We start from the raw sequence: 17,823 nt of genomic DNA, 5'->3' as shown, positions 1-17,823 counted from the left end.
CGACGACACCACTCCAGCGGGAGACCATATGAACCAGCATCGCAAAGTCCGTTCGCAATCCGCCCTCACCAGGCGCGCCGTGCGCGTCGGGCTGTTCGCCGCCGGGGCGGCCGGACTCGCGACCGCCGTACCGGCGCAGGCGGCGACCGGGACGCCGCACCACACCGCGGTCGCCACCGACCAGACGTTCAGCCGCGCCGACTTCCGACACCACACCGAGACCAGGGACTCCCTCACCGTGCGCCAACTCGGCACGGTCGACGCCGCGAGCGTACGCAACCAGGCGAACGCCGTCGGGGTGGGCTGCTCGGTCGACGACCACTGCCGTTCGGTCGCGCTGTCCTTCCAGATCGTCACCATGGCCGGAGAGCACACGCATCTCACCGCGCTCAACCGGGGTGACGCGGTCAACGAGCACTGCGACGGCTGCCAGACCCTCGCCGGGGCCTACCAGTTCGTCGTCTCCACGCCCCGCCCCTTCACGCTGGACCAGGGGACCCGGCGCAGGCTTGCCGACATCCACCGGCGGCTGGACGCGCTGACCCGCTCGACCCTGCCGGCCACCGACCTCAAGACGCGCGCCGACGCCCTGGCCGCCGAGGTGAACACCGTGCTCCACGACGCGGTCGCGCACGCTCCCAAGGGCGATGAGCGTCCCACCGTCACCCTCCACCGCCACCTGGACGGCTGGCCCGCCCACTGACCGGGCCGGCCCGGGCCCGCCGCCCCGAACCACCGGAGCGGCGGGCCTTCCTTGTGGGGGAGGAAAGCGGGCTAGGCGACGACAGTCGGTTCACGCTGCTGAACGGACCGTAGAGGGTAAGCGCTTTCTGGTCAACGCTTGACGCAGAACACATTCGGCCGACTCCTGCGCGAGGAGTCGGCCTGCGGAAGGGGGAGCGCCGATGCCGGCCCGGACGCGGACCGGCCCGGGCCGCTCTCCGGTCGAGCGGCCCGGGCCGGTCGACGCTCCTGTGCCGGCTGGCGGCGGACCGATCCGCCGGCCGTCAGCTGCTGCGGGCCCGCAGCGCGGCCAGCGCCCGGTCGGCGTGCGCGCTCATGCGCAGTTCGCTGCGCACCACCTCCAGAATGGTGCGGTCCTGGTCGATGACGAAGGTGGCGCGCTTGGTGGGTGCCAGGGAGAGGCCCCGCCGGACCCCGAACCGCTCCCGGACGGTGCCGTCCTCGTCCGACAGCAGAGGAAAGCCGAGCGTGTGGCGTCCGGCGAACTCCTGCTGCCGGTCGACCGCATCCCCGCTGATGCCGACCGGCCGCGCGCCGACGGCCGCGAACTCGGCGGCCAGATCCCGGAAATGGCACGCTTCTGCGGTGCAGCCGGGGGAGAGGGCGGCGGGGTAGAAGAACAGCACGACCGGCCCGTCGGCGAGGAGTTCGGTGAGGCGTCGCCCGGTGCCCGTCTCGTCCGGCAGGGTGAAGTCCTCGACCTTGGCGCCCACCTCGACACGACCCGCCATCACTGGATCTCCTCGTCCTCGCCGGTACCGGCGCCCGTCCCGGGCCTGCCCGCGCCGATCCTACGGGGACGGTCCGCCGGGCGTGCGCCGGGGGCCGGTGCCGTCGGCTCGCAAGCCTGGCCACGACGGATCCTGTGAGCCTCTTCCGTAACACGGGGGAATGGGAGCTGAGTTGGCACGGTGTCCTTCGTTCGGGGACTGGAATCGCCGAACGCCGGTTCCCTAGGATGGTGTGCCCGCCGAGCCGGTTCGAGGGCGCGGCCCAAATCTGGGGGAACGATGCAGTCTGGCAGGCAGTGGTCCACGTCGATCGACGCCACGGTGCCGACGGCCGCCCGTATGTACGACTACTACCTGGGCGGCAAGGACAACTACGCGGCCGACCGTGCCGCCTGCGAGGAACTCGACAAGGTCGTGCCCAGCACGCGGGCGCTCGCGTTGAACAACCGGCGGTTCCTGCAGCGGGTCGTGCGGACGCTGTCGGAGGAGTACGGCATCCGCCAGTTCCTCGACCACGGTTCCGGGCTGCCCACCCAGGACAACGTCCACCAGGTCGCCCAGCGCGTCGACCCCGCGTCCCACGTCGTGTACGTCGACATCGACCCGATGGTCCTGGTGCACGGCCGGGCCCTCCTGGAGCAGGACGAGCGCACCGCCGTGATCCAGGCCGACATGCGGGACACCGAGACGGTCTTCACTCACCCGGAGACCCGGCGCCTGATCGACTTCTCACAGCCGGTCGCCGTGCTGTTCAACTCGGTGATGCACTGCATCCCGGACGGCGAGACCGACGGACCGCCCGCCCTGGTCCGCCGCGTGGCCGAGCGCCTCGTGCCCGGCAGCTTCATGGTGATGTGCCAGCTCGTCAGCGAGGACGCCGAAGTCCGGGACTTCGTCACCGACTTCATGGACCGTGCCACGCAGGGGCACTGGGGGCGAGTACGCCAGGAGAAGGACGTGGAAGCCTGGTTCGACGGGATGGACATCCTCGAACCCGGTCTGGTGGAGGTCTCCACCTGGCGGCCGGACTCCGAGGTCGCTCCCCGCCAACTCACCCAGGAGTGGATCGAGTTCGGGGGGGTGGGACGCATCCGCTGACACGTCAGCCGCACCGGGGGGGCGTCCACCGACGTCCACGCACCGGTCACCCGGCCGGGTAACGCTCCCGAAGGGTCCTGCGCAACAGGGCCAGTGACTCGCGCGGGTCGAGGGCCTCGTCGGCGAGCCGGTCCAGTACCACCCGGTACTCCTCCGTCTCGTCCCGGTCCTCCAGGAAGTTGGCGCTCCTGATGTGCTCCAGGTAGACGATGTCCGGCAGATCCGCGCCGCCGAAGCGCAGATACGTGACCGGGATCGCCGGGGCCGACGCGTTCGTCACGTCCAACGGCACGATCTGCACGGTCACATGGGGCCGCTGCGCCATCTCCACCAGGTGCTCGAGCTGCTCACGCATCACCTCGCGGCCGCCCAGCACCCGCATCAGCACCGACTCGTCGACGACGGCCCACAGTTGAGGCGCGTCCGGACGCGACAGCAGCTCACGCCGCCGCATTCGCAGTTCCACCCGGCGCTCCACCTCGGCGGCCGACGCCGTCGGCAGACCACGCTCCACCACGGCCCGGGTGTAGGCCGGGGTCTGCAACAGCCCCGGCACGTACTGGATTTCGAAGGTACGGATCGCGGTGGCCGCCTCCTGCAGCCCGACCAGGCGGTCGAACCACTCGGGCATCAGCCGTTTGTCGTAGCGTTGCCACCACCCCGGCTCTCCGGCCCGATGCAGCAACTGGACCAGCACCGACGCCTCGTGGTCGTCCGCCCGGTACAGCCGCAGCAGCGCGCGGACGTCGTCTTCCGTGGGCGGCTTGCGGCCCTTGCCCGCCTCGATGCGGGACAGCTTCGCCGGACTGAACCCCAGCGTCCGCGCCGCCTGCTCCTGGGAGAGACCGGCGTCCTCGCGCATACCCGCCAACTGCACGCCGACCAGCATCTTCAGAAGAGTCGGAGCGGGCTGGCTCCGGGTGAGATACGGTTCGAGACGGGAGACGCGGTGCGACGAGGCGGACATCCTGACTCCCAGCAGGCCGACGGACTTGAGGCCCGCATTATCGCATTCTCCCGCGCCCCGTCGCAGGGGACGGCATCCGACCGACCGGATCCCGGCTCACACCAGGTGATCGAACTCCCCGTCCTTGGCGCCGGCCAGGAACGCGGCCACCTCGGCAGGCGTGTACACGAGCGCGGGCCCTTCCGGATCGCGCGAGTTGCGCACCGCGATGGCCCCGTCGGCCAGACGGGCCAGCTCGACACAGTTGCCCTCGGCGTTGCTGCGCCCGCTCTTGACCCAGCGGGCGTCCAGCGACCCCGCCCGCACTCCGTTCGGCACTGAAGGCACCGCAGTCTCCTTCCGTTCCCCGTCGTGCAATTTTCCATGCAATTGCACGACGGTACTGACTGCGTGGATAATAGCGGCGGCGTCCATCGCTTCACAGACGCCGGGTGCTGACGTCGCATCAGAGCGGTGCCGTGTGCCGTAGCAATGCCGTGTCGTTCTTGGCCCCACACTGTTTGCGGGAGTGGAAATGGCCACACCACTGAAGGACCTGGGGCACGTGCCGTGGGACTCCATCAAGGACTCCAGCGGCTCCGCCGAGGCCATCCCGGTCCTGCTCCACGACGTCGCCCGGGGCGATGAGCCCACCGCCCGGGCCGCCCTCGGTCATCTGCGGGAGCGCATCTGCCAGTACGGCTTCGTCGTCGACCAGGCCACCGCGGCCACGGTCCCGTTCCTGTGGGAGCTGGCCCGGCTTCCCCAGGTGACCTGTCGCGTGGAGATCCTGCGCCTGCTGAGGAGCATCGCCGACGCCCACCAGTGGGAGAGCACCGCCTCCGCCTACCCCAAACTGCTCAACTACCCCCAGGACTACGTGGGGTGGGAGCGCGCGGCCCGCCGCGCCGTACGCGCCGACCGGGGCGTGCTGCGTCAACTGCTCGCGGAACAGGACGCCGACCTCGTCGAGGCCGCGAGCGAACTCGCTTCCACACTGGCCGGCTGAGGCGTTCGGGCCGGTCGGCCGAAGCTCCGGGTCGGCCGATCGAAGCGCCCGGGCCGGGGTCGAAGCGTCCGGGTGCGGCCACTCCGCGCCGGCGGATCCCGCGCGGAGCATCATTTCGTACTCATGGCTCGCCCACGGACGGGTAGGCGTGGGTCGATGAACGAACGACACGACGCCACTCCGACGCCCGTCCCTCAGGCCCAGTGCCGTCTCGGCGACGCCACGGGCCCCGCAGGCCTGCCCGACTCCTTGCGCGCGCGATGAAACCGGTCGACCTTTCCTCGCGGGACGACGGGAACCGGCAGGCCACCGACGAGCGCGGCACCGGTGCCGTCGTACGGCGGCAGCACGCGCACCCGCCCGACGGCGTGCGGCAGAGCGATCCATCGTCACCCGGTGGCCCGGTGACGAGCGCGGCCACGGCGCGCGCGCGCGTGCTCGCGGTCGTCCGGAGCCACTGGGAGGCCGCCCCCGTGCAGCCGGCCGAGCAGGCCGTCACCGACCTGCTGCTCGTCACCTCCGAACTGGTGTCCAACGCCATCCGCCACGGCGGCGGGCTCGTCGGTTTCGAGGCCGTCCCGACGCGGGAGGGCGTGCGGCTCGTCGTGCACGACCGCAGCCCGGACGTCCCCTCCGTGGCGTTCGGCACCGGCGAGCTGCCGAACAGGCACGACCGGGGCGGGTTCGGCTGGCCGCTGATCATCAAGCTGGCGCGCGACATCGTCATCGAGCCCCACGCGGACGGCAAGGCCGTCAGCGTGCTCGTGCCACTCGGCTGAATCGTGTTTCCACGGGCGAAGCCGGGCAACGCGGAACGGGACGCCTGTGAAGGAGCCCACATGATCGCCGTAGCCCTGCTCATGCCGGTGTCCATGCTGTGCCTCGTGCTGGCGCTCGGCAGCTACGAGGAACGTCTGCTCACCCCGGGCCGCACCAGGAAGGCGCGCGGCGCGGCACGCCGCCGGCTGCGCGCTGTGCCCCACTCATCCCCGGACCACGCGGACGGCACCGGCACCGTGCCGCGGGCCCCCGAGAAGCCCACCGCCCAGAAAGCCGGACGCACCCGGGCCCCCGGCAGCACCGCGCCGGACGGTTCCGGCTCGCGGTGGCGGGCGGCCTGACCCCACGAGCCGCCCCGCGCTCACCGTAGGTCGACCGGCGGTGAGCGCGGGGGCTTCCGCCTCGGCAGGGCGCGGGCCGAGAGACCCCGCGCCCTACCAGGGCAGGAACACATGGACGTCCTTGCCGTCCGGTTGGACGACCACGCTCACCTGGTGGCACAGCGTGTGCACCAGGTGCCAGCCGATGCCTCCGCTCTGGCCCGGTTTGAAGGGGCGCGGTGCGGGAGGGGTCGTACTGGTGTCGTGCAGCGTCACATGGACACCGTCGTACGTCGGACGCATCCGCAGGCCGAACGGCCCGGGCGCGTACTGGACGGCGTTCGCCGCCAGCTCGTCGACCACCAGCAGTATGTCGTTCCAGTACTCGGGACTCGTCGGGGGCGAAGCCCGGGCCAGCCGTCGCAGAAACTCCTCGGCGGCCAGCCGTGCCCCGGTGACGTCGGGCAGGTCACCGCCGAAATCGGCCACCAGGGCCTCGACCGTCTCGAACGGCCAGGCCTTGTCCCAACGCGGCTCGGTTGCCATGCCGTCCTTCCCACCGGCCGGCACTCCGGCCGGTTGTCGTCGTTCGTCGCGCCGTCGCCCGGCCCCCCTTATGACGGTTGCCAGAAAGCCGGAGGATACGCATCCAGGATCACGGCACCGGCGGCTCCCCGTCCGTCTCACCGTCGATGTGGCACAACAGGAGGCACACGTCGTCCTCGCCCGCCGAGTCCCGCAGCATCGGCTCGAGTACCCGATCCGCGGCGCTCTCCAGACCGCCGTCCCGGTCCGGCACGGCGAGCGTGGACATCGCCTCGGCGAGCCGCTCGATGCCCGGGTCGATGCCGTACACCCGCCGCTCCACCAGGCCGTCCGTGTACAGGGCGAGCGTGGAGCCGGGCGGCAGGGGCGCGGTGTGGTCCTCGATCTCCTGCTGCACCGGGACGCCCAGCATGGCGCCCGGCTTGGCGTCGAGGGTGTGCACCCGGCCGTCGGGCGTGCGCAGCACCGGGGGCGGATGACCGGCAGCGGCCCAGGTCAGCACCGGCTCACCGGGCCGGAAGCGGGCGATGACCGCGGTGGCGTACAGATCCGGTTGCAGATGGTGCAGGAACAGGTGCAGCCGGGTGAGGAGCCGGCCCGGGCTGCCCCCGTCGACGGCGTACGCGCGCAGGGCCGTCCGCAGCTGGCTCATCATCACCGCCGCGTGCAGCCCGTGCCCGGTGACGTCACCGATCACCGTGATCAGGCTCCCGTCGGGCTGCAGGAAGGCGTCGTACCAGTCGCCGCCGATGTTGAGCCCGTGGGTCGCGGGCAGATAGCGGGCGGCGAGCCTGAGCCCGGGGGTGGCGGGCAGCTCGGTGAGCAGCGCCCGCTGCAGGGTCTCGGCGATGTCACGGCTGTGCTCGAAGCGCTGGGCGTTGTCGATCGCGATGGCGGCCCGGCGGGCCAGTTCGATCAGCATCACGGCGTCGTCGGGGTCCCACCGGTCGCCGGGCGGGGTGAGGGTGATCACGCCGAGCGGCACCTGCCGCGCCGACAGCGGGAGGCACAGCAGCGGCCGGGTGGGGTGCAGGGCGGAGGGCGGCCGGTCGTCCACGCCGGGCAGACCGCCCGGATGGGGCGCCGCGTACTGCGGACGGCCGGTGCGGGCGGCGAGCACGGCGGCGGCCGGGCGGGGCGCGTGACTCGGCTCCGCCTCCTCGTCGCCCAGCAGCCACACGTCGGCGGTGCGCGCGTACGTCGGGGTCAGCAGCTCGGGGAGCAGGCGCACGATCTCGCCGTGGTTCAGGGACGCCGTCAGTGCCGCGCTGGCGTCGGCGAGGAAGGTGAGCCGGCGGCGCGCCTCCTCGGCCTCCGTGCGCGCGGCCCGCTCGGCCGCGAACAGCTCGCGCTGCGCCTGCCCGGCGGCGTCCAGCTCGGCGTGCAGGGCGAGGACGCCCTGGTTCGTCTGGTGCAGCTCCTCACGGTGGAAGGCGACCAGCGCCTCCTGCTCCGTCAGCGCGTCCAGGACGCGCGCGGTGTCGTCGTCGGCGCTGAAGAGCGCCTCGGCGAGGGCCGGCGGGGAGGCGCGCACCGCCACCGCGTCGGCCCGGCCGCCCCGCTCCGGCGCCGGGACCCGCGCCTGCCACGTCGGTTCCTCGTCAGGGCGCTCGTCCGGGTCGGGACGGACCGTGACCCACAGCCGTGGCTGTTCCTCGTGCCGCGACGGGGGAGTGGTCCCGAGGGCCAGCCGCCAGGCGCCGCCCTTGGTGAGGCACTGGCGCAGCTGCTCGGTGAGCGCGGTGACCAGGCGGGTGCGCTCGATGACGGAGACACCGAGGTCGGCCGCGAGCCGGGCAGTGGCGATCCGGGCCCGGGCGGCGTCGACGACGGTGATGATCTGCCAGGTGTGGGTCATGGTTCACGCTTCGGCGGTGTGGGGGACAGCACGGTCACCGTGGTGTCGTCGCGGACGGGCCGGGCGGCACTGCTGGCGTCCCGCACGATCACGGCGGCCGTCACCCCGGGGTCCAGCTCCGCGGTGGGCACGTCGTCCCGCAGCGACCACCGGCTGGGCAGCCCGTCGCTGTGCAGGACGAGGAGACAGTCGGGCGACCAGGGCAGCCGTCGGCGGGGGATGTGGGCGGGGCGGTGGGCGCCGACTATGCCGGGATGCGACAGCAGGTGCTGCCAGCCGCCGTCGGAACGGAACCGGGCACCGATGTTGCCGATACCGGAGAACTCCAGACTCCCCTGCGCGAGGTCGAGCTGGGCGACCGCGACGGCGGCGCCCCGGGTGCTGCGCAGCACCGTGTGCAGAACGCCGAGCAGCTCCGCCGGCGGCAGGTGTGCGCTCTCCCGCAACTGCCGGACGGCCGCGTCGGAGGCCTGGGCCGCGGCCGGGCCGTGCCCGAGTCCGTCGGCGAGCAGCATGGTGATCCGCTCCCCGAACCTCACACACGCCCAGGCATCACCCGACTGAAGTCCGGTCAGGGGGATGTTGACGCCGCCGGCCCACACCGGGGCGTGGTCGTGCCGGGCGTGCACTTGCCGGGCGTGCCCGTACCGCCGGCGACCGGACGAGGCCCTTATCCGGGCCAGGGCGACGGTGCCCCGTCCGGGTGCGCTGTGCAGGTCGAAGTCGTCCGCTATGCGCCCGCAGGTGCCGAGACCGGCACCCAGCGAGGCCGTGGTGGAGAAGCCGTCGCCCAGCGCGGCCGCGAGGTCCGGGATGCCGGGGCCGTGATCGATCGCGACGATCTGCAGTGCCGTTTCGCCGGCGGCCGCCTCCGGAGTGAGGTCCGCGTCCACCGTGTCGATGAGGATCCGGCCGCCGCCCGCGTGCTTGAGCAGGTTGGTGGCGAGCTCGGTGGCGACGAGCACGGCGGCGGCCGAACGGCCGTCGTCGAACCCCGCGTGGTCGCAGGCCTCACGTGCCGCCACCGCGACGTCCCGGACCCGGGTCGAGTCGTGCACGGGCACGTCCCAGACGCGGGTCATCGGAACTCCTCCCGGGGCCGCGGCGGTGCGGCGGCCCAGCAGACCACGGTGACCCGGGTGCCGTTGCCGGGACGGGAGTCGATCGAAAACTCGTGGACCAGCCGCCGGGCTCCGCCGAGGCCCAGGCCGAGGCCGCCGCCAGAGGTGTAGCCGTCGGTGAGGGCCCGCTCGATGTCGGGGATGCCCGGCCCCTCGTCGACGAAGGACAGGCGCAGGCCCCGGGCGCGGCCGTTGTCGAGGAAGGCGAACTCCACCTGTCCGCCTCCGCCGTGGACGAGTGTGTTGCGTGCGAGCTCGCTGGCCGCGGTGATCAGCTTGGTCTGTTCCACCAGACCGAAACCGATCTCGGCAGCCGCCTGCCGCACATGCTGCCGCACCCACGCCAGATCCATGTCCGTGCGGATGGGCAGGCATGTGGTGACGCGGCCCGATGTCTCCGTCACGCGTTCTCCTGGCGTGCCGGACCCTGGGACACGGGCGTGGACGACTGTGTCAGCATCCTCAGGGCCGCGTCGGTGTCGAGCGCGGTGCGCAGACCCGGCAGCGTGAGGCCGAGTTCCACCAGGGTGATGGCCACCGCGGGGCGCATGCCGGCCACGACGGTCTCCGCGGCGAGCAGCTTGGCACTCGCCGCGATCTCCGCGAACACCCGCCCGAGGAACGAGTCGACGATCTCCACACCGGACACGTCGATGACCACTCCGGTGACGGAACTGCCCGCGATGGCCTCGCTGACGTCCTGCTGCAGCTGTTCGGCGGCCTTGTCCTCCAGTTCACCCTGGAGGGTGACGAGGAGCACGTCACCGAGCTTGAGTACGGGGACGGAGGGACCCGTCGGGTTTTGGAAACCGCCGGTCACCGCTGGCCCCCTCCCTGGCCCGCCCGGTCGACGATCACGGCGCCCAGCTCGTGCAGGGCGTAGGCGAGGGCATCGGCCAGGCTCGCCCGGGTGAGGACCGACCCCAGGTCGATTCCCAGATGCACGATGGTCTGGGCGATCGCCGGCCGGATACCGGAGACGATGCACTCCGCGCCCATGAGGCGGGCCGCCGCGACCGTCTTCATCAGGTGCTGCGCCACCAGGGAGTCCACGGTGGGCACTCCGGTGATGTCCAGGATGGCGAACCGGGCCCGCTGGGCGACGACGGCGTCCAGCAGACTCTCCATCACCACCTGGCTGCGGGCGCTGTCCAGGGTGCCGATGAGCGGCACGGCGACGATACCGCTCCACAGTTTGATGACGGGCGTGGCCACTTCGAGCAGCTGCAGCCGCTGCCGCTCGATGATCTCCTCGCCCGTGCTCAGGGCGGTCTCCATGACGAGCACCCGCAGCGTGCCCAGCAGAGCGGTGAGCGCGACGGCGTGCGATCCGTTTCCCTCGCCGTCCGACCCGGACAGTTCGGCGCTCAGCAGCTCCCTGATCGAGGGGCCCAGGGCCGCCACCTCGTCGGCGATCTGGGACGGCGTCGCTCCCGCACGGGCCCGCGAGGCCGCCATGCGCGCGAGTTGCTCGCGAATCCCCCCGAAGCCCGGGGCCCGCAGATCCTCGATCCGTCCCGAGGCGGCCACCGCGGCGAGCGCCTCCACCAGGGAGCCGGCGGCTTCCACCGCCTCGTCCCGGGACACCGTGAACACCGTACGGAACAGTGTCTGGTCGGCCCAGCGCTGGGAGATCTGCTCCCGACGTCGCAGCAGGAAGTCCCCCACGACCCTTGTCGACACGCCTGGGTTCGTTGCCGACTCCTGGTCCGTCACGTCCCTGTCTCCTTCGTACGTACCCTCCCCCGACGGCCGGGGAGCCTGCCCGGAGAGCGCGGTTCCTTGTCGCGCGACCACTGTAATCATGGGAGATCCCCCTGGGCGTCCGAGGCCGCCTCGGAGATCGTCCAACGATCGGGCGACCTCGCCAACTGCCGTCCGTATCCACGGCGTCGGGCCGTTCGCGGCGGGCGACGACGAACACGAGACCACCCGGGCGGACGACGTTCCCCGTGACCGGTGCGCCAGTTGAGCGGCCGTCAGCACACCGAGCCGGTCACCTCGCACGGTGACCGGTCTCGTCGGTGCGCCCACGGCCCGGCGCCCTGAGCAACATCCCGCCTACGGGGGCCCGGTGCGCGCCGGCACTGTGGCTGGAAAGGTCTGCCGGTGAACCCTTCCCACTACAGCACTAGGGCGTGTCCGACAATTCGTGTCGGATCAGAGCGTCCCCCGTGGCGTCCAGCGCGTCCTGAACGGTCTTGAAGGACGGAACGGTCAGGCTCACCCCCGTCAGGTCGAGGATCCGCTGCACGGCCGGGGCCGGGTCGATCAGGCCGATCGAGCCGCCGACCTGACGGGTCTCCTTGTAGGCGTTGAGAATGATGTTGATGCCGGACGAGTCCATGAACGGCACCTCCGACAGGTCGAGCAGCAGATGCTGCCGGCCGTGGTGCATCTGGTTGGCGAGATGGTGGTGCAGCTCCGTCGCCGTGTCGACGTCCAGGTAACCCTTCACAGTGACCAGCGCGACATCCTCCCGGGGCATCGTCACATCGATGGACAGCGGCGTCTGCTCAGCCGACACAATGTCCTCCCATCCGTACGGCGTGGCGGGGCTCGCCTACCCCGGGGCGGGCGACCGATGCACCGCGACCCGCGCTCCGGAGGTGATCAACATCTCGCTGTCGGAGCGGCATCCGACAGCGAGTTCGGCGCCGAGTACCCCGATGACCTCCGCCTACACCTGGCCGTCACGAATGGCGGACACGAGGTGGAACCGCCCACGCATACTTCCCGGGAAGCCGGGCAGCAGCACCTCGGACCGCTCGTCGGCGCCCTCCCCCTGGCGCCTCGAGCCGTCGGCCCCGCCGATGTCCCTCCCCCGGCATACGGCGGGGCCCCCTGTGCCGACGGCACGCGGGCGCGGGGCCGGGCGGCTACTTCGGGTCCCCGGCGTCCGGTGGCCCGGCCGGAGGTGTCTCCGCGGACGGCTTCGCCTCCGAGGCGGCGTCACGGTCCTGCGGGCCCGGTACGCCGAGCGACTTCACCCCGTCCACCACGCGCTCCAGGGGCTTGGCCAGGGTACGCAAGGAGAAACCTTCCCCCTTGCGTGGTCGGCGCGGTGCGGGCAGCCCGCCGGACTCCTGGTAGGCCGCAAGCGCCTCGTGGGCGAGTTCGGCCGCCTCCTTGTACATGTCCCGCGACTTCGTCATGGCCTCGAGCGCCTCGGCGTAGGCGGCGATCTGGCGGCGCGCCATGGCCAGTTCCTCCTCAAGGGTGGTCAGATGCCATTGCTCGCGCAGCGCGGACAGGGCTTCCTCGGCGCCCTCGGGCAGAGGCGCGGGCTGTTCCGCGAAGCGTCGCACGGTGTCGATGAGCTCGGTGGGGCGCGAACCGTCGAGGAAGACCGTGCGTACGCTGAACCCGTTGTCGTCGGCTCCGGGGGCGGACGGCGCCGCGGGCAGCACCACGGCACCACCTCGGGGCACCCGTGCGCCGAGGTCGTACAGCGCCCAGTTGACCACCTGGAACTGCTCGGGCGCGGCCCGGTGTTCCACGACGCGGTGCCTGAGGCTGGGCGGCAGCAGCGGCGCGAGGGGCCGCAGCCCGCGCTCGTCGGGGGTCATCGCCTCGTGGACGACCACGTGGATGCTCCACGAGTGGCGCGCGCAGTCCTTCAGCAGGCGCCGCAGCGCCCGGTCCTCCGCGGGCAGCGGGTTGATCCCCCTGAAGCGCAGCCCGGCCACCACGTCGTGGTCCCAGGGCACGTCCGGGTCGTCGGGCCAGAAGACGGTGGCCGGTGAGGGCCAGTGCAGCTCCCAGGCCCGGTCCGCCTCGGCCACCAGCACCCACTCCTGGGCGCCGTCCTTGTCGTCGGGCGCCCCGACGTCGAGGCGGGCCCGTACGACGACATCGTCCGCGACGAGCCACCGCGCCTCGAAGGCGCGCGCGGGCACCCCGTCCCGGGAACCGTCGAACTCGGTCTCGTCCTGGATGACGTTCTCGCTCTTCAACTCGCGCAGGCGACGGCGGACGGCGTCCTCGGCGCCCGGGCCGGGATGCCGCCCGCGGGCCAGCCACACGGTGTCGGGAGCCGCGGCGTGGGCGGTGGGGGACTTTGCCATGGATCACTCTGGGGAAAGGGGACAAGGGGGCGCCTCCCAGTATGGTCCGCGCACGTCAAGGGCCAGGAAGGCAGGGTGGGTGATGATCGCGTGTCGCGCTCCCGCCCCGTCCGCCGAGGAGGGCCGTGGGGGCAGGGAGGGACGAGATCGCGCCAAAAGCGGGTCGTGTGGGACGAGTTGTGCATGCTTCACCCGAGACGGGGGAGCCGGGACGGAAAAACCAGAGAAAGGGCCCCACTGTGCTCGTTCCGGATCCGAAGGCCATCAGAAGACTGCTGACCCGGTACGCGACCCTGCGGATCGCGCTCGCCGAGCAGGAGACACCCGAAGCGGCACGGGAGCTGGCGGACGTCAGCTACACGCTGTGCGTCATGACGGGAACCCGGGACGTGAGCGACGCCATCGCCGCCGCGGACGCGCTGCTCCTGGAGGACAGCCCGAAGCACGCCTCCCGGCAGCCGCACCGGTCCGGAATCACGGCCCCGGGGCCCGTCCCCCTCCCCGGCGCGGTGATTCCGGACCGGGAGGCACTAAGGCAGTAGCTTGTCCAGCGCGGCGCGCCCCTCGGAGGCGAGCTTCCGCTCCGCCCAGGCCAGGGTCCTGGGGGTGATGTCCCGCCCCGAGGCGAGGACCAGATCCTCCGCCGAGGTCTCGAGCGGGCACGCGTGCAGCAGCTCGTCCGGCGTGGCGCGGTCATCGGCCGGACGACGCGACGCATCGGGCTGTGACGTCGACATTCTGTCTCCTCTGCGAGTCGATTCTCCCCTCACCTTTCCCCCAGATGGCGCAGAGCGCATCCCGAAAAGGAAAGGAATCAATGGAAATCGACGGCATATATACGCGGCGTCGCGGGGCGGAAGCTCACCGTGTGCGTGCGCGGGATGCCGACGGTCGTACCGCGCCGGCCGCCGGCCCTTCGACTCACGAGCTCTCGCCTCCCGAGCGCCCGCGGCGGCGCAGCAGGAGCAGTCCGCCCGCGACTGCGGTGACGCCCGCTGCGGTGGTCCAGGCGGCCACGTCCGAGGAGCCGGTGTTCGCCAGGTCCCTGCCCCGGCCGCCCTGCGGAGCGGCGGTGGACGACGGCGCGGAGGACCCGGCCGCGGCACCGGCACCGGTCCCGCCTCCGGTCCCGGAACCGGAGGCGGGTGTCGGGGACGCCGTCGCCTCGGCCACGGAGGCCCGGTCGCGGGTGAACGTCAGCGTGCCGAAGCCCAGCTGGTCGTATCCGCCGCTGTTGGGTCCGTAGTCCCCGCCGCCGCCCTCCGGGGCCGTCCGGGCCGCGATCCGCGTGACGTAGGGGGCGTCCAGCCCGCGGCGCCTGGTGTAGTGGTTGGCGATCATGGCCCAGATCGGGCGGGTCATGGCCGGGTCCACGGCGGCCGCCCTGTCGGTCGTCTCGCTGCCGGACCAGACGCCCGGTGCGCCCTTCCTCCGGGTCAGCGCCGTGTAGGGCACGGATCCGCCCATGCTCCACTTGGCCACGTACTCGGCACCCTTGAGGAAGCGGCTGTCGTCGTACCCGTACAGGTCGATGCCCTGGTTCCAGGCCATCTCGCACACCGTGCCCATCAGGCCCACGCCGAGCAGCGCGTGACCCTGGTCGCGGCCGGCCTCCGCCCATTCGGCGAGGCCGTCGGGGTGCACCACGGGGATCGCGTTCCTGACCGAGCCCATGCCGTCGCCGTGCCCGAAGTAGGAGACCGCCTGGTCGACAGCGGTGCGGTCGTCACAGAGGATGCCGACGGCCAGGACGCAGGCCATCGCGGCCAGGTCCCAGTTGGTCCAGTAGTTGCTGACGTAGGCGCCGTTGTGGCGGGTGAGGAAGTCGGAGCTGACCGGAAGGAAGACGGACCGCATCATCTTCTGGAAGCGGGCCAGCTCGAACCCCTCGCGGTCGCGCACCAGTTCGGCCGCGTTGGCGAACTGGTAGCCGTACAACCCGGCCGCGAGGAACCGGTCCGCCGTGCCGTCCAGCTTGGTCAGGGTGGCGGACCAGGCGTTGAGGACCGCCACGGCGGTGTCCGCGTGCGCGGTGTCGCCGCTGACGTGCCAGCGCAGGGCGTTCTGGTAGGCGGCGTGGACGTCGTTGTACAGGACCGAGTAGTTCTCCGGCGTGCCCGACCCCCGGTAGACGGTCGCGGCCGGGCGGGCCGTCCAGGTGCTCTGCGCGTGCCGGTTGGCGGTGAGCCTGGCGAAACCCGCCGTGTAGGGAGCGGCGCCCGCCTTCACCTTGGCCGCCATGCGGTCGAGGTCGGCCCGGGTGTGCAGCAGCCCGGGGTGCGCGAAGGCCGTGCCCGCCGCCGACGCACCGGGTGCGGGGACGGCGGCGGTGACGGCGGCCGCGCCCGCGGCCGTACCGGCGATCTTCAGCATGCTCCGGCGGCTGATCTGTGCTCTCACGTGCGTGGGTCCTCGGTCTCGTCAGGTGTTCCGATGCGGACGACTACGCACAGGAGACGGCCGTGGCCGCGGTCGATAACAAAAAGTGCGCCGCCCCGACGGCCCCGGCGCACACGGCAAGGCCGCGGCGGGACCGCCACCGACGATCTCCTCCAGCGCGCCGTGAACATCGGGGGACGGCGCAGCCGCGTCGGCAGGCTCGTGGAAAGCGGCTGCCGCCGCCGCGCCGACCCGCGCGGGGACGGCCGTCAGGACACCGCGTCCACCAGGGCTGCCAGGGCCGACGCGAGGCGGGGAAGGCCGGGGCCCGCCGCACCGCCCGGTTCGCTCATGTAGGTGTCGCGGCGGATCTCCACCATCAGGGCGGTGACCCGGGGATGTGTGCCGTAGTACTCCAGGGGGACGTACGCCCCGGAGAACGGGCTGTCGACCGCCGTTCCGCCGATCCCCGCGAACGCCTCGCGCGCCAGGGCGAGCAGCTCCGGCGGGGTGTGGAAGGAGTCCGTGCCCAGGCAGACGGGCGGCCGGGGGCCGTCGCCGTGCAGTTCGTAGGGCAGACGGGCGGTCGGGTACGAGTGGACGTCCAGGACGACGGCCCGCCCCGTGGCGGCCAGCCGGTCCGCGACCGCCTCCGTCATCGCCCGCGCGTACGGGTGGAAATAGCGCCGCAGCAGCGGTTCGGGGTCGGTGCCGGGCCCTCGCAGGGGTTCGCGGTGGGTGGTGCGGGTGTAGACGGCCCCCATGCCCACGGCGAGCATCTCCTCCCGCTCGTCGGGGAACCGCTCGGGGTCGATCACCAGCCGGGACAGCCGGTTGACGAACCGCCAGGGTGTGACGGTCGCCGCCTTCGCGGCGAGCCCCGCCAGTTCGCCGGTGTGGGCGTCCGTGATGTGGTCCAGCTCCAGGGCGAGGGCCGTGTCGTCGAGCAGGATGCCCTCACGCACGTCCGCCGGTATCTCCCGCGCGCCGTGCGGCACATGCAGGATCACCGGCGAGTCGTCGGCGCCGGGCAACAGGTCGAACGAGGCGTCGGTGGCGCGGGACATGGCGGCTCCTCCGGGTGCGGTGACCCGGAGACCGTACCCGGCGTCGGAGGCACGTGTGCGCCGGGTCAGACACCGCCCGGGCGATCCGGCGCGCATCCGGCGCGCCCCAGGGCCGCGCGGGCCGCCGCCAGCGCCTGTCCCGCGTAGCCGCCGCCGAACAGCACCGTGTGGACCAGCAGCGGGAAGAGCTGGTGCAGCCCGATCCGGTCCCTCCAGCCGTCCGTGAGCGGAGCCGCCTCCTGGTATCCGGCCAGCACCCGGTCCAGGTACGGGCAGCCGAACAGGTGCAGCATGGCCAGATCGGTCTCCCGGTGTCCGCCGTGCGCGGCCGGGTCGATCAGCCAGGCGTGGCCGTCGGCGCCCCACAGCACGTTGCCGTTCCACAGGTCGCCGTGCAGCCGGGCGGGCGGCTCGGCGGGACCGGCCAGGTCCGGCAGTCGCTCGCAGACACGTTCGAACAGGGCGGCTTCTGCGGACCGCAGTGTGCCGTCGTCGACCGCACGGCGCACATAGGGCAGCACCCGGTGCTCGGCGTACCAGCCCGGCCAGTCGCCTCCGGTGGCGTTGCGCATGGGGGCGAGGCCGATGTACGCGTCCTCGGGGCCGTCGGGCGGCGGGGCGCCGAACGCGGGCGCGCCGACCGCGTGCAGGGCCGCCAGATCGCGGCCGAAGCGCACCGCCGCCTCGGCACTCGGCCGCCCGGGCGGGACCCGGTCGGTCACCAGCCAGTGCTCGTCGTGACCGTGCACGGCGGGGACCCGCACCGCACCGGCGTCCGCCAGCCAGCGCAGCCCGGCCGCCTCGGCCCGCAGGGAGCCGGGGGCGTCGCCACGCTTGACCATCACCACCCGGCCACCGTCGAGGACGACCTCCGTGAGCGCCCCGGACACCGGGCGTTCACCGGTCACCGGGCGCCCGGTGAACCGGGCCGCCGCGGCTCCGGGTCCCTGATCGGCTTCGGTCATGGCGGGCACCTCGTCGACAGAACTCCGTGGACTCCCCCGCCCGCGCCGTACGGGCTCCCCCCTGACGGCCCGCACGATACCGCAGCCGCCCGGAGCGCCGGCTCGGTGGCCGTGACCGCCGACGGGATGCCGTGCAGCCCCACGACGATGAGCGAGCGGGATGAGTGAGCATGTGACGAGGGGGCACTCGTG

Annotated in this window: 21 protein-coding genes; 6 read left to right on the top strand and 15 right to left on the bottom strand. The window is 72.5% G+C overall.

The window, feature by feature from the left end:
• The first annotated feature begins 28 nt into the window (after positions 1-28).
• On the top strand, positions 29-703 hold the full coding sequence (locus ACFYZJ_RS18830) for a hypothetical protein (RefSeq protein WP_388569177.1): 675 nt from the start codon (positions 29-31) through the stop codon (positions 701-703).
• 304 nt (positions 704-1,007) lie between these two features.
• Here the strand turns inward: ACFYZJ_RS18830 and ACFYZJ_RS18825 are convergent, their stop codons facing one another.
• Entirely contained in the window at positions 1,008-1,475 is a 468-nt protein-coding gene (locus tag ACFYZJ_RS18825) for a peroxiredoxin (protein ID WP_388569174.1), read from the bottom strand.
• Positions 1,476-1,754: 279 nt separating this feature from the next.
• Between ACFYZJ_RS18825 and ACFYZJ_RS18820 the strand changes: the two genes are divergently transcribed.
• The gene (locus ACFYZJ_RS18820) at positions 1,755-2,573 is read left to right on the top strand and encodes an SAM-dependent methyltransferase (protein ID WP_388569172.1); all 819 of its coding nucleotides are present in this window, start codon (positions 1,755-1,757) and stop codon (positions 2,571-2,573) included.
• A gap of 46 nt (positions 2,574-2,619) precedes the next feature.
• Here ACFYZJ_RS18820 and ACFYZJ_RS18815 read toward each other — a convergent pair whose 3' ends face one another.
• Positions 2,620-3,540 (bottom strand): helix-turn-helix domain-containing protein, encoded by a 921-nt coding sequence (locus ACFYZJ_RS18815; protein ID WP_388569169.1) that lies wholly within the window; start codon positions 3,538-3,540, stop codon positions 2,620-2,622.
• Positions 3,541-3,636: 96 nt separating this feature from the next.
• Positions 3,637-3,867 carry a DUF397 domain-containing protein gene (locus ACFYZJ_RS18810; protein ID WP_388569167.1) on the bottom strand — a complete coding sequence of 77 codons (231 nt, stop codon included), beginning with the start codon at positions 3,865-3,867 and terminating at the stop codon, positions 3,637-3,639.
• Between the two features lie 187 nt (positions 3,868-4,054).
• Between ACFYZJ_RS18810 and ACFYZJ_RS18805 the strand changes: the two genes are divergently transcribed.
• The 3 genes from ACFYZJ_RS18805 to ACFYZJ_RS18795 all read left to right on the top strand — a co-directional run bounded on the left by ACFYZJ_RS18805 (position 4,055) and on the right by ACFYZJ_RS18795 (position 5,649).
• Complete coding sequence (locus tag ACFYZJ_RS18805; protein WP_388569165.1) at positions 4,055-4,528, top strand: hypothetical protein; 474 nt, start codon at positions 4,055-4,057, stop codon at positions 4,526-4,528.
• 260 nt (positions 4,529-4,788) lie between these two features.
• Positions 4,789-5,307, top strand: a complete 519-nt coding sequence (locus ACFYZJ_RS18800) for an ATP-binding protein (RefSeq protein WP_388569162.1) — start codon at positions 4,789-4,791, stop codon at positions 5,305-5,307.
• A gap of 60 nt (positions 5,308-5,367) precedes the next feature.
• A complete protein-coding gene (locus tag ACFYZJ_RS18795; RefSeq protein WP_388569159.1) occupies positions 5,368-5,649 on the top strand; it encodes a hypothetical protein in 282 nt (93 codons plus the stop codon).
• 93 nt (positions 5,650-5,742) lie between these two features.
• Here the strand turns inward: ACFYZJ_RS18795 and ACFYZJ_RS18790 are convergent, their stop codons facing one another.
• The 8 genes from ACFYZJ_RS18790 to ACFYZJ_RS18755 all read right to left on the bottom strand — a co-directional run bounded on the left by ACFYZJ_RS18790 (position 5,743) and on the right by ACFYZJ_RS18755 (position 13,220).
• Positions 5,743-6,174, bottom strand: coding sequence for an ATP-binding protein (locus ACFYZJ_RS18790; RefSeq protein WP_388569157.1), 432 nt, complete (start codon positions 6,172-6,174; stop codon positions 5,743-5,745).
• A gap of 109 nt (positions 6,175-6,283) precedes the next feature.
• Entirely contained in the window at positions 6,284-8,032 is a 1,749-nt protein-coding gene (locus tag ACFYZJ_RS18785; protein ID WP_388569155.1) for a PP2C family protein-serine/threonine phosphatase, read from the bottom strand.
• A complete protein-coding gene (locus tag ACFYZJ_RS18780; RefSeq protein ID WP_388569152.1) occupies positions 8,029-9,114 on the bottom strand; it encodes a SpoIIE family protein phosphatase in 1,086 nt (361 codons plus the stop codon). Before ACFYZJ_RS18780 ends, ACFYZJ_RS18785 begins: the two co-directional genes overlap by 4 nt.
• Positions 9,111-9,506 carry an anti-sigma regulatory factor gene (locus tag ACFYZJ_RS18775; protein WP_388569474.1) on the bottom strand — a complete coding sequence of 132 codons (396 nt, stop codon included), beginning with the start codon at positions 9,504-9,506 and terminating at the stop codon, positions 9,111-9,113. The genes ACFYZJ_RS18780 and ACFYZJ_RS18775 overlap by 4 nt, the downstream gene beginning before the upstream one ends.
• A gap of 47 nt (positions 9,507-9,553) precedes the next feature.
• Positions 9,554-9,973, bottom strand: a complete 420-nt coding sequence (locus ACFYZJ_RS18770; protein WP_388569151.1) for an STAS domain-containing protein — start codon at positions 9,971-9,973, stop codon at positions 9,554-9,556.
• Complete coding sequence (locus tag ACFYZJ_RS18765; RefSeq protein WP_388569148.1) at positions 9,970-10,869, bottom strand: STAS domain-containing protein; 900 nt, start codon at positions 10,867-10,869, stop codon at positions 9,970-9,972. Before ACFYZJ_RS18765 ends, ACFYZJ_RS18770 begins: the two co-directional genes overlap by 4 nt.
• A gap of 415 nt (positions 10,870-11,284) precedes the next feature.
• Positions 11,285-11,680 (bottom strand): anti-sigma factor antagonist, encoded by a 396-nt coding sequence (locus tag ACFYZJ_RS18760; RefSeq protein ID WP_388569145.1) that lies wholly within the window; start codon positions 11,678-11,680, stop codon positions 11,285-11,287.
• A gap of 352 nt (positions 11,681-12,032) precedes the next feature.
• Positions 12,033-13,220: a hypothetical protein gene (locus ACFYZJ_RS18755; RefSeq protein WP_388569143.1), complete on the bottom strand. Its 1,188-nt coding sequence runs from the start codon at positions 13,218-13,220 to the stop codon at positions 12,033-12,035.
• 239 nt (positions 13,221-13,459) lie between these two features.
• Here ACFYZJ_RS18755 and ACFYZJ_RS18750 point away from each other — a divergent pair, with 239 nt between their 5' ends.
• A complete protein-coding gene (locus tag ACFYZJ_RS18750) occupies positions 13,460-13,762 on the top strand; it encodes a DUF5133 domain-containing protein (RefSeq protein WP_388569140.1) in 303 nt (100 codons plus the stop codon).
• Here ACFYZJ_RS18750 and ACFYZJ_RS18745 read toward each other — a convergent pair.
• The 4 genes from ACFYZJ_RS18745 to ACFYZJ_RS18730 all read right to left on the bottom strand — a co-directional run bounded on the left by ACFYZJ_RS18745 (position 13,751) and on the right by ACFYZJ_RS18730 (position 17,631).
• A complete protein-coding gene (locus ACFYZJ_RS18745) occupies positions 13,751-13,957 on the bottom strand; it encodes a hypothetical protein (protein ID WP_388569137.1) in 207 nt (68 codons plus the stop codon). The genes ACFYZJ_RS18750 and ACFYZJ_RS18745 overlap by 12 nt on opposite strands.
• 184 nt (positions 13,958-14,141) lie before the next feature.
• The gene (locus tag ACFYZJ_RS18740) at positions 14,142-15,593 is read right to left on the bottom strand and encodes an alginate lyase family protein (RefSeq protein ID WP_388569471.1); all 1,452 of its coding nucleotides are present in this window, start codon (positions 15,591-15,593) and stop codon (positions 14,142-14,144) included.
• Positions 15,594-15,868: 275 nt separating this feature from the next.
• Complete coding sequence (locus tag ACFYZJ_RS18735) at positions 15,869-16,666, bottom strand: N-formylglutamate amidohydrolase (RefSeq protein ID WP_388569134.1); 798 nt, start codon at positions 16,664-16,666, stop codon at positions 15,869-15,871.
• A gap of 65 nt (positions 16,667-16,731) precedes the next feature.
• Entirely contained in the window at positions 16,732-17,631 is a 900-nt protein-coding gene (locus tag ACFYZJ_RS18730) for a fructosamine kinase family protein (protein ID WP_388569132.1), read from the bottom strand.
• Positions 17,632-17,823 lie beyond the last annotated feature (192 nt).

The organism is Streptomyces sp. NPDC001848 (assembly GCF_042891915.1).
In the GTDB taxonomy this organism is placed as follows: Bacteria; Actinomycetota; Actinomycetes; order Streptomycetales; family Streptomycetaceae; genus Streptomyces.
The sequence above is the reverse complement of the archived record's forward strand: the minus strand, read 5'-3'. Positions and strand labels throughout refer to the sequence as shown.